The sequence below is a fragment of the Aquabacterium parvum genome (genome assembly GCF_001447195.1).
In the GTDB taxonomy this organism is placed as follows: Bacteria; Pseudomonadota; Gammaproteobacteria; order Burkholderiales; family Burkholderiaceae_C; genus Aquabacterium; species Aquabacterium parvum.
Genome location: NZ_LFRI01000457.1, coordinates 1 through 10,729 on the forward strand (window position 1 = coordinate 1; position 10,729 = coordinate 10,729).

General features: G+C 60.4%; 8 protein-coding genes and 3 pseudogenes. 5 read left to right on the plus strand and 6 right to left on the minus strand.

The window, feature by feature from the left end:
* Positions 1–245: 245 nt before the first annotated feature.
* The gene (locus tag ABG80_RS17860; RefSeq protein WP_058088963.1) at positions 246–2,324 is read left to right on the plus strand and encodes a copper-transporting P-type ATPase; all 2,079 of its coding nucleotides are present in this window, start codon (positions 246–248) and stop codon (positions 2,322–2,324) included.
* Positions 2,290–2,615, plus strand: a pseudogene (locus ABG80_RS21645) (YnfA family protein). The gene ABG80_RS17860 and the pseudogene ABG80_RS21645 overlap by 35 nt, the downstream one beginning before the upstream one ends.
* Positions 2,616–2,617: 2 nt before the next feature.
* Here the strand turns inward: ABG80_RS21645 and ABG80_RS17865 are convergent.
* From ABG80_RS17865 to ABG80_RS17875, 3 genes and pseudogenes are all read right to left on the minus strand, one after another.
* Positions 2,618–3,682: a DMT family transporter gene (locus ABG80_RS17865; protein ID WP_152987728.1), complete on the minus strand. Its 1,065-nt coding sequence runs from the start codon at positions 3,680–3,682 to the stop codon at positions 2,618–2,620.
* A gap of 62 nt (positions 3,683–3,744) precedes the next feature.
* Positions 3,745–4,092 (minus strand): hypothetical protein, encoded by a 348-nt coding sequence (locus ABG80_RS17870; protein ID WP_058088964.1) that lies wholly within the window; start codon positions 4,090–4,092, stop codon positions 3,745–3,747.
* Between the two features lie 25 nt (positions 4,093–4,117).
* Positions 4,118–5,905: pseudogene (locus tag ABG80_RS17875) on the minus strand (efflux RND transporter permease subunit); the annotation flags it as partial.
* 103 nt (positions 5,906–6,008) lie between these two features.
* Between ABG80_RS17875 and ABG80_RS23615 the strand changes: the two are divergent.
* Positions 6,009–6,311 (plus strand): annotated as a pseudogene (locus tag ABG80_RS23615) (hypothetical protein); the annotation flags it as partial.
* Complete coding sequence (lspA, locus tag ABG80_RS17885) at positions 6,289–6,792, plus strand: signal peptidase II (RefSeq protein ID WP_268761003.1); 504 nt, start codon at positions 6,289–6,291, stop codon at positions 6,790–6,792. The pseudogene ABG80_RS23615 and the gene lspA, both read left to right, overlap by 23 nt.
* Positions 6,793–6,829: 37 nt before the next feature.
* Here lspA and ABG80_RS17890 read toward each other — a convergent pair whose 3' ends face one another.
* The gene (locus ABG80_RS17890; protein WP_058088966.1) at positions 6,830–7,486 is read right to left on the minus strand and encodes a class I SAM-dependent methyltransferase; all 657 of its coding nucleotides are present in this window, start codon (positions 7,484–7,486) and stop codon (positions 6,830–6,832) included.
* Positions 7,487–7,569: 83 nt separating this feature from the next.
* A complete protein-coding gene (locus ABG80_RS17895; RefSeq protein ID WP_058088967.1) occupies positions 7,570–9,510 on the minus strand; it encodes a cytochrome c/FTR1 family iron permease in 1,941 nt (646 codons plus the stop codon).
* 85 nt (positions 9,511–9,595) lie between these two features.
* Between ABG80_RS17895 and cadR the strand changes: the two genes are divergently transcribed.
* Positions 9,596–10,054: a Cd(II)/Pb(II)-responsive transcriptional regulator gene (gene cadR / locus ABG80_RS17900; RefSeq protein ID WP_058088968.1), complete on the plus strand. Its 459-nt coding sequence runs from the start codon at positions 9,596–9,598 to the stop codon at positions 10,052–10,054.
* A gap of 173 nt (positions 10,055–10,227) precedes the next feature.
* Here the strand turns inward: cadR and ABG80_RS23620 are convergent, their stop codons facing one another.
* A complete protein-coding gene (locus ABG80_RS23620; protein ID WP_235513935.1) occupies positions 10,228–10,542 on the minus strand; it encodes a DUF1173 family protein in 315 nt (104 codons plus the stop codon).
* Positions 10,543–10,729 lie beyond the last annotated feature (187 nt).

The window sequence follows — 10,729 nt, forward strand, 5'->3', positions numbered from 1 at the left end:
CAGCGTCAAATCCACCCCCGCCAAAGCGGCAAAATAACCCCGTTCCTCAACCCCCTCGGGAGCCCTGTTCAGCAGCCAGAAACTGGCTCCATTACGCCGAACATCCTTGGCTCCATTACGGCGATCCGTGACACCTCTCAAGCCCAGATCGGTTCGTCTTGCCAAACGAGGCGCAGCAGGCTGAAGCAACACCTCCTCAGTTACCAGCCTCGGAGCAACTCACAGGCGCCACCTATACCTGCCCCATGCACCCGGAGGTTCGTCAGGACCACCCGGGAAACTGCCCCAAGTGCGGCATGACGCTGGAGCCCTTGCTTCCCATCCTGGATGACGACAACCCTGAATTGCGTGACTTTCAGCAGCGCTTTTGGTGGACGCTTCCACTAACTGCCGTCGTATTCGTGCTGGCAATGTTCGGACACAACCTGGGGCTGATGGACATGACCGTCCAAAGCTGGGTGGAACTGATCCTGGCCACACCCATCGTGCTATGGGGCGGTTGGCCCTTCTTCTATCGGGGCTGGCTATCGGTGGTGCATCGCAGCCCCAACATGTGGACACTGATCGGCCTGGGCACTGGTGCGGCGTACTGGTACAGCGTCGTGGCCACCGCTGCGCCACAGGTCTTTCCTGCTTCTTTCATGGCGATGGGGCGTGTGGCGGTTTACTTTGAAGCCGCTGCCGTGATCATTTCTCTGACGCTGCTTGGACAGGTGCTTGAACTGAAAGCGCGCTCTCAAACGTCAGCTGCCATCAAGTCGCTCCTGGGTTTGGCGCCCAAGACAGCCAGGAGGCTAAAGCCTGACGGAACCGAAGAAGATGTACCGTTGTCCCATGTCCACGTGGGAGACCGCTTGCGCGTAAGGCCCGGAGAGAAGGTTCCTGTGGACGGCGTCGTGGAGGAAGGCACGAGTGCCGTGGACGAATCCATGCTGACTGGTGAGCCCATTCCCGTGAGCAAACGATTAGGCGACAAGGTAATAGGCGCGACGCTCAATACCAACGGTGCGCTGATCATGCGCTCGGAGCGAGTTGGATCGGAGACCATGCTGTCGCAGATCGTGCAATTGGTGGCCCAGGCGCAGCGCTCCAAGGCCCCCATGCAACGCATGGCCGATGTCGTAGCCGGTTACTTCGTGATGGCCGTGATCAGCATTGCCCTCTTGACATTCTTTGGCTGGGGATTCTTCGGGCCTGATCCGAGCTGGGTGTACGGCCTGATCAACGCGGTATCTGTGCTGATCATCGCCTGCCCTTGTGCGCTGGGCTTGGCCACGCCCATGTCCATCATGGTAGCCACCGGAAAGGGAGCCACGCAAGGTGTGTTGTTCAGGGATGCTGCGGCCATCGAACGCATGCGTCAGGTCAATGCATTGATCGTGGACAAGACGGGTACGCTCACAGAAGGCAAGCCAGCCTACGACCGCGCAGTGGCAGCGCCTGGCTGGGACGCCACCGAAGTATTGAGGTTGGCAGCAAGCCTCGATCAAGGTAGCGAGCATCCACTTGCCGATGCCATCGTTCGAGCGGCTCGTGAACAGGGCCTGCTCTTGGACAAGCCGATCAATTTTGAATCTGGCACAGGCATTGGCGTACAAGGGGAGGTAGATGGTCATCGCTTGGCGCTGGGCAACACCACCCTCATGCAACAGATCGGGGCTCCCGTAGAGAAACTTGTGCCGCAGGCAGAAGCGTTGCGCGCGGAGGGCGCCAGCGTCATGTACCTGGCTGTCAATGGCCAGATTGCCGGCTTACTGGCTGTCTCTGACCCCATCAAATCAAGCACTCCTGAGGCACTGACCGTCCTTAGGGAGGCAGGTATCCGAATAGTGATGGCCACAGGCGACGGACAGACCACAGCAAAAGCGGTCGGCGCACGGCTGGGTATCGATGAGGTTCATGGCGAGGTCAAGCCCGCAGACAAACTCTTGCTGGTCGAGCGCCTGCAGAAAGAGGGGTGCGTGGTGGCCATGGCGGGCGACGGCATCAACGATGCACCCGCGCTCGCTCGCGCGGATGTGGGTGTCGCGATGGGAACGGGTACAGATGTGGCCATGAACAGCGCCCAGATCACCCTGGTCAAAGGCGACCTTAGAGGGATTGCCACGGCGCGCATGCTATCCATGGCGACCGTGGCCAACATGAAGCAAAACCTGGCTTTCGCGTTCTTCTACAACGCCTTGGGCATTCCCATCGCAGCGGGTTTGCTGTATCCCCTGACCGGGTGGCTGCTGTCCCCATTGATTGCGGCTCTGGCCATGAGTCTGAGCTCCGTGTCGGTGATTGGCAATGCCCTTCGGCTACAGCGCTTCAAGAAAAAGTGACGCACTTGAAATCCTGGTCTACCTGCCTGCGCTGGTACTCCAGCAGGGCAAGTCCATGTGGCTCCTGCTGCCTGCTGCGACAGCGCTGAGTTTGTTCTCCGTGGCTGCCGACGCTGCACCCCACGGCGGCCGGGCGTACCTACGCGGTCTGTGGTGGTGTCTACATTTTTGGGGCCTTGGCGTGACTGTGGCAAGTGGATGGCATCACCCCAAGCCGCTGGGACAGCGGTCTGGGCCTGCATGGCGCTGGCGGGGAAGGCCTTCATTGCGTTTCAGCCAACGTCGTCCTGACCTCAGTGGCCGTGTCGATGGTGCGCATCCGGGAAATGCGCGTGGCTGTGGCTCATAGGCAAATGGCGATGAACGTGCTTGTGCGGCACACCCAGCACGACAGGGCCAGCGTGCTCATGTTGATGGTGCGCATCGTGAACGTGCTCATGCGCGTGTTCCAGGGCCTCATGCGAATGCTCGTGAGCATGGTCCTCCGACAAGTGCAGCCAGACACCCCAAGCCATCAAGGCCGCAGCGACCAGCAACTGAACCGTGACAGGCTCGTGGAGAAGCAGCACAGACACCAGCGCGCCAAAGAACGGTGCAACGGAGAAGTAGGCCCCTGTGCGCGACGCACCCAGATGCCGCAGCGCCAGAACGAACAAGGTCAGGCTGGCGCCGTAGCTGAGAAACCCGAGCAAGCCCGCAGACAGTGTGGTCTCCCAACCGGGCCACCCCGCGCCCAGCGCCACGGCCAAGACCAGGTTGGTGCTGCCCGCGCTCAATCCTTTGGCCATGGCAATGAAACCGGCGTCGTTCAAAGCGACTTTGCGCGTCAGGTTGTTGTCCACAGCCCAGCCCAAACATGCCCCCAGCACCGCCAAAGATGGCCAGAGTGTCGAAGTGGCTACGTGCTCAGCAGCACCTGGCCAACTCAGTACCAGGGCACCGGCCACGATGGCGGCCATGCCCAGCGCGATGCGCCGGTCCACGTTCTCCTTGAACACCACCCAGGCCAGCACGGCAGTCAGCACACTCTCCGCATTGAGCAGCAAGGACGACTGAGACGCCGACATGCCAGCCAGCCCCGTCATCAACAAGACAGGCGCTGCGATGCCTCCCGTCACGATGGCGCCTGCCAGCCACCCCCATTCGCGCCAGGCCAGGGTCACCGGAGGTACACGCTGAATGCGACGCACCACCCACAAACCCATTCCGGATCCCAGGTACAACAGCGCCGCCAGCAGCCATGGGCTGGTCTGAGCGAGCAGAACCTTAGCAAGCGGCGCGCTCACACCGAACAACAATGCGGCCAACAACGCGGACATCACGCCGACGTGTCGATGAGAGAGCAACTTTTGGATCATGGGTGAGCAGGTTCAGGCAGAAAGGAAGGATGTCGTGACTCAAGGGCCCTTGCTTCCAGAGTTTATTTTTTAAGCGCCAGACGGCAGTCGGTGATGCTGACCTCAACCCAATCGCCCACCTCGACATCGACATCATTGGGTATCGCCACGATGCGCTTTGCCCTCAGGTTGGGATTGCCGCCATAGCTATAGGAAGCCACGGCAAACCGGGTTTTGCCCGCCTCAGCACCCAATGCCATTCGGCAATCTTCCTTGCTTGATCGCACCGCCAACTGATCCTTTTCGATGGCCACAACCTGCGCTCGCCGCCAACCTTGCGAGTAGGCGTTGCTCGATACCTGCGGCCCCGTCGTGCAGGCGGTGGTCAAGGCCGCAAACACAACGACCAGTGCTATTTTCAGTTTCAGCATGATGAACTCCTTTGGGTTGAGGCAATCAGTTCGCAGGGGAAAAATCATCTGTGCGATGCGTCCATCGGTAGAGCAGCGGCAGCACGAACAGGGTCAATACAGTCGATGACAGGATGCCGCCGATGACCACGGTGGCCAACGGCCGCTGCACCTCGGCGCCCGTGCCAATGGCTACCGCCATAGGCACAAAGCCCAGGCTGGCCACCAGCGCGGTCATGAGCACAGGCCTCAGGCGTGTCAGGGCCCCTTCTCTGATCGCTGGCTCCAGGGTCATGCCGCCTTCGCGCAGGCTTCGGATGTAGGCAATCATCACCAAGCCATTGAGCACGGCCACACCCGACAATGCGATGAAACCCACCCCTGCCGAGATCGACAAGGGAATGTCCCGCAGCCACAGCGCCGCCACACCGCCCGTCAGCGCAAAGGGCACACCGGTGAACACCAGCAAACCATCCTTGACGTTGCCAAACATGGCAAAGAGCAACAGGAAGACCAGCAACAAGGCCACGGGCACCACGATGGCCAGACGGCGCGAGGCCGATTGCAATTGCTCAAAGGTGCCGCCCCAGGTGGTCCAGTAACCGGCTGACACCTTGACCCCAGCTTCGATCTTGGCTTGCGCCTCACCCACAAAGCTGCCGATGTCCCGCCCGCGCACGTTGGCGGTTACGACCACACGTCGTTTGCCTTCTTCGCGGCTGATCTGGTTGGGGCCAGGGGTCAGGTCCATCGTGGCCACATCGCCCAGTCGGGCAAAGCCCTCGTGTTCACCCGCGGCGTTGGCGGGAAGACGAATGGGCAACTGCCCCAAAGCGTCTAGGTCGCTGCGCAGGTTTTCTGGCAGGCGCACCAGGATGTCGAACCGGCGATCCCCCTCGAACACCGCCCCTGCCTCGCGCCCACCCAGTGCCGTGGCCAGCGTGTCCTGAATGTCGCCCACGTTCAAGCCCAGGCGCCCAGCCTTCTCGCGGTCGATCTTCACAGATAGCATGGGCAGGCCGGTGGTTTGTTCTACCTTGACATCTTCGGCCCCAGGCACGGCCTCCAGCACCTTGGAGATCTGCTCCGCGGTTTCGTTGAGCGTGTCCATGTCATCGCCAAACACCTTGACGGCCACATCGCTGCGCACGCCTGATATCAACTCGTTGAAGCGCATCTGGATGGGCTGGGTGAACTCGTAGTTGTTGCCGGGTACCTTCATCACGGCCACCTGCAAGGCCTTGACCAGGTCATCCTTGGGCCGCTTGGGATCGGGCCATTGCTCACGTGGCTTGAGCATCACGAAGGTGTCAGCCACGCTGGGCGGCATCGGGTCGGTGGCGATCTCGGCCGTGCCAAGCTTGGCGAACACCGCCTCGACCTCAGGGAAGGCCTTGATGCTGCGCTCCAGTTGCGCTTGCATCTCGATGGCCTGGCTCAGGCTGGTACCTGGGATGCGCAGCGCGTGCAAAGCGATGTCGTGTTCGTCCAGGCTGGGGATGAACTCGCTGCCCATGCGGGTGGCCATCAACACGGCCAAGGCCACCGACACACCCGTGATGGTCAGCACCAGTGGCTGGCGGGACATGGCCTTGTCCAGCAGAGGCTCATAGCCGCGCTTGGCCCAGCCCATCAGGCGGTTTTCCTTCTCGCTGACCGAGCCCGTCAGGAACAGCGCAACGGCTGCCGGGACGAAGGTCATCGACAAGATCATGGCGCCCAACAAAGCCGCCACCACCGTGAAAGCCATGGGATGGAACATCTTGCCCTCAACACCCGTCAAGGCAAAGATGGGCAGCTAGACAATCATGATGCTCAACCGCCCGAGCAGTAGTCGCAGAATATCCCCCCCTGTGCGCAAGGGATTTTCCAAGGCCTTGACTCTGAACCGGCTACAGGGTTTCAAATGTTGTCAAGGAGCACGCCATGACCATCACGCAGCAGGCACCGACACCGCCATTGAGACTGCTGACGTGGCCCTCATGCAAGACGACCTGCGCAAGTTGCCAGAGTTCATCGCTCTCCCCCATCGGGTAGGCAATGTGCTGTGAGCCAACATCGCCTTTGCCATCGGCACCAAGGCGGTGTCCATGGTCATGACCTTCACGGGACACGCCAGCTTGTGGCTGGCAATCCTGGCTGACATGGATGCGAGCCTGGTCGTGGTGTTCAACGGATTGCGCCTGCTCAGGCCTACAGCGAGAGGGATAAGGTCCAGTGACGATACGCCAAACAATTGATCCACGCGTTGCCCGCGCCTTCCTTGCAGCCGCATTCGTATTCTTGATCGACACCGCAAGCAAAGCTGCGGTGGTAGCTGCGCTCCCGTATGGCTCCAGCGAGCCTTGGCTCCCCGTGCTGAACATCGTTCACTGGCGGAACGAAGGTGCCGCTTTCTGCATCTTGCACGACGCAGGTGGATGGCAGCGCCTCTTCTTCAGCGCAGTGGCGGTGGCCGCCTCGATTGTTTTGGTCGTACTGATTCGGCGGCCTCAAACCGATCGTCCTCAGCGGCTGGCCTTCGGGCTTCTCCTAGGCGGTGCTTTAGGGAACCTGCTCGATCGGCTCGCTCGCGGGGCGGTGGTGGACTGGATTGATGTCAGGTGGCAGTCGTTCTACTGGCCAGCATTCAACGTCGCAGACATCGGCATCACCCTCGGTGCTGCCTTGATCGTCGTCTGTGAGTTGCGGGGAGGGAAAACGGAGACTTGGCCGCGTTGACGGGAGGTATGCCGACGGTCAGTGTCGTCCTGGCGCGCTATCGCACAGTGGCAATGACATTGATCCATACCGGCTGGCGCACCGCATCAGCCGAATTTCGCGACGCCCACAGTTCATTCACCGCCAACCCGGCGGCGTCAAGTGACCTGCGTATGTCGTCTTCTGAGTAGTAGACGTACAAACGGCCGTCCGGAAGAATCGCTTCGCCCTGCCCCTCCTGGACTGCCATGAAGAGTGTGCCGCCTCTTTTGAGGGCCCGGTTCAGGCAACGAAGCGCGGGGCGAAATACGTCCTGGGGCAAGTGAAGCAATGAGGCACAGGCCCATATCCCATCGAACCGTTCTTCATAGCTGATGCTTTCAATGCGAGCGAATTCACATGGCGCGCCCGAATACTCGGCCGCCATTTGCACGAGGGCTGTCGAGGCATCGATGCCCAACACACAATGACCCCGGGAAAGAAAGAATTTGAGGTCCCGGCCGGAGCCACAGCCGGCATCAAGGATGGAGGCCTTGGCCGGCAGATGTGACAGGAAGCGATCCAGGACGAACTGCGTCTGGGCACCGAAGGTCCATGAGAAGTATTCGACCGCATGGTCCTCGTAGAATCGGTTTGTCGACGCCACGGCAGCATCATGGCGAACGGAAGACCGAACGTCCTCACCAACTGGACCAATCAGCTTGTCGACAGACATCCCTGCCCCTTTCAATCTGTCCGGCGACGCCGCACCGAACTGCTGCCATCAGGACGACTATCGAGATCCAGGCGGCGGCTCAACTAAGCAGAGGCCAAGCGACGTGCCCGCACGCCATTGACTCCAAAGCCCAACAAGGCGGCGGTCAGCACGACGGCCTGGGCTACGTTGGTTTGAATTGTCGGAAAGATGCCCAGGATAGGCAAGCGCAGCCCGTCCACGGGCGTTGCCGCCAACCAGCCTGCTTCTTGGAGGCCAGAGATCCCCTTGCCGGCGAGCACAATCGCCAAGGCCGCCACGAGGAAGGAACTGAGCGCAAAGAACTGGCTGATCGGCATGCGGGCGCTGGTCTTCAGGAAGATGACCGCAATGATGGTCAGCAAAACCATGCCGATTCCTAGACCGGCCAGCAGGGCCGAATCATTGCCGTCTGTTGCTAGAGCGGAGTAGAACAGCACCGTCTCGAAAACCTCGCGATACACAGCAATGAAGGCCAGTGCGAACAGCGCCCACGCCGATCGTCCAGTGAGCGCACTGGAGAGGCGTTCATTCAGATATGCCTGCCAACGTCCGGCGCTGCTCTTCTGGTGCATCCAGAGCCCTACGGACAGCAGGACGATGGCGGCAAAGAGCGACGACACGCCTTCCGTCACTTCTCGGCTTGCGCCACTGATGCTGACGACTCTGGTGGCCACCAGCCAGGTGGCCCCGCCTGCCAGAAGGGCGCCGATCCACCCTGCGTGAACGTAGCGCAAGGCCTCCGGCCGGTTCGACTTGCGCAGGAACGCCACCATGGCCACGATGATCAACAGAGCTTCCACACCTTCACGCAAAAGGATGGTCAAGGCTCCAACAAAAGTGGCCATCGCGTCGGCCCGCCCGCTTCCGAACTCAGCTTCTACCAGAACAAATAGGCCATCCAATCGGTTGGCATGCCGCAAGGCGGCCCCGATGTCGCCATGAGCAATGGCCGATCTGTATAGCTGCATGCTGCGCTCTACGTCCACCAGCAGTTCCTTGTTGCGGCTCTCTAGGCCCGCCTCAAGTGGCTCGAAGCCATCTAGATAGGCAGACAGCGCGAGTTGGGTCGCACCAGCATGGTCGCCCGCCTGCAGCGCCTCAACGCTGGATTTGAGCTGCTTGCGCGCCAGCGCGGTGCCGGATGAGCCGTCCGGGACGGAAAGCATCTGAGGGTTCGCACGCGTGTATGCCAACACCGCAGCGGCATCAGCAGGCGGCAGGGACTGTGCAAGGGTAACTTCTGACGCCGTTGCAAGGGCCTTCAAATTGGGTAGCGCCGCGCGTGAGCCTGGATCGTTTGCAAACAACTGTGCCCCCCGTTGGCGCACCTCTTCGTTGTAAGAAAGCGTTCCGACGTAAAACGCAAGGGCCCAGCGGTCCGCCTCATCCAGCTTGCTGAACTCTGGCATTGATGTGCCGGATACACCTTGCGTGACAACCTGGTAAAGCGCCATGACTGAGCGATGACGTGCCCGGTCGCCGTCAGTGAAATCGACAGGTTTGGGGTCCAACTGCCCCGCCAATGCGCCATCGCCAGCGCCAGTTGCCCCATGGCATGAAGCGCACTGTGCTTGGTAGAGGCGTTGTCCATTGAGAAGGTCGGGGACGGTTCTCGGTGCAACGGGTATAGGGTACGCCTTCAGGAGAAGGACGTTCGCGTCGCGGGCCAATATGGCAACGGCTGATGGCTCGGTCTTCGCTTGAACTGCATTTTGCAGACGCTGGATCAACGCCTGAAGCTGAGCAAGCGACGGGTGAGGTGGGAGCGCGGCAGCGTGCTTGACGGAATTCTGGGCGAATTCGATCATTTCCGCGTATTCCGCCTCACTGACCACTGCACCACCGCTCACCGCGCCAGCATAGTCAACGGCGATGTAGTCCAGCAGCTGCCAAAGCTGTCGCGCCTTCGCTTCTTCCGTCGGCTGCGCGGCATGACTTAGATGAGCAAAGAGCATCCAAACTGCTGTAACAGTGCAAAAGCACAAACGTTTGAAGAATTCCATTTCGGGCAGACGCGTATTCAGACCCGCGCGATTATCAACGCTGAAGTAGGTGTAGAGTCAACTGTGAATTCGATGAGGAGTAGATATGAAGATTGGTGAACTGGCGGAGCGAGCAGGCGTTCAGGTTGAAACCATCCGCTTCTATGAGCGTGAAGGCCTTTTGCAAGCTGCTGCCAGAAGCGCTGGCAACTATCGCATCTATGAAAGCCTACACGTTCAGCGGCTGGCATTCATTCGCCACTGCCGATCACTCGACATGACGCTGGATGAGGTTCGCGTCCTGCTGCGGCTGACTGACTCTCCCGACAAGAGTTGTGCCGAGGTCAACCAGATCTTGGACGCTCATATAGGGCAAGTCAGCCAGAGAATTAAGGAACTGCGCTTGCTTGAACTGGAACTCAAACAGTTGCGCAGTCAATGTCGCCAGGGCACGGACGCGAAGGACTGCGCCATCCTTAGTGAGATCTCCAGAAAGGCCCCGGGCGGTAAGCCGCATCGCAATGGGAAGGTGGGACAGCAGGAGTCCGCCCGCCAACCGGGCTAACACTAACCGCTACCTTGGAGCTTCGTTCTGGCGAAGCTGAGCCAGCCAGGTTCGCTCATAGCCAACCTTGCGATCTGTTGCCTCACTCAATAGGCTCAGCCAAGCCGAACCAACACATCGACGCGACGCCTGGACGGCCTCGCTTACCTGCGCTCCGACGGTCCCGCCAGCATTTAATGCAACCCGGTTGGTGGCGACGGCAAGGCTGGCACCAGCCCATCGCCCGACCATGCCCATGCCGGACATTGGCTTCCATTTGCCGCCCGCTCCTTCTCCGTGCGCTCTTTTGGCGACATGAACGGGCTGATCAAATGCAGAGGGACTGGATCGGGCCCTGCATCCAGCAGCAAGGCGTTGGGAAAGGCCGCCACGCTCTTGGCGTCATAGCGCAGTGGTTTGATGAAGCGACGATGCTGTGCCACCAGCGCCTGCACCAGTGCCAATTCATAGACTCTTTCCACGGGGATCCACTGTTCACTGGCCAGCATGAAACTGGCCGCATCGATTTCATACGTGTGTTCCCGCCGCGACCGGATCAGTGAACCGCCCCGGCTTTGAAGGAGGCTCCCTCGTTTGAGATGATGGAGCCAAGATGAGAAGTTCGAAGTATTCCCCCGAGGTTCGCGAGCGCGCGGTGCGCATGGTGCTGGAGCACCGAGATGAGCACCCGTCACA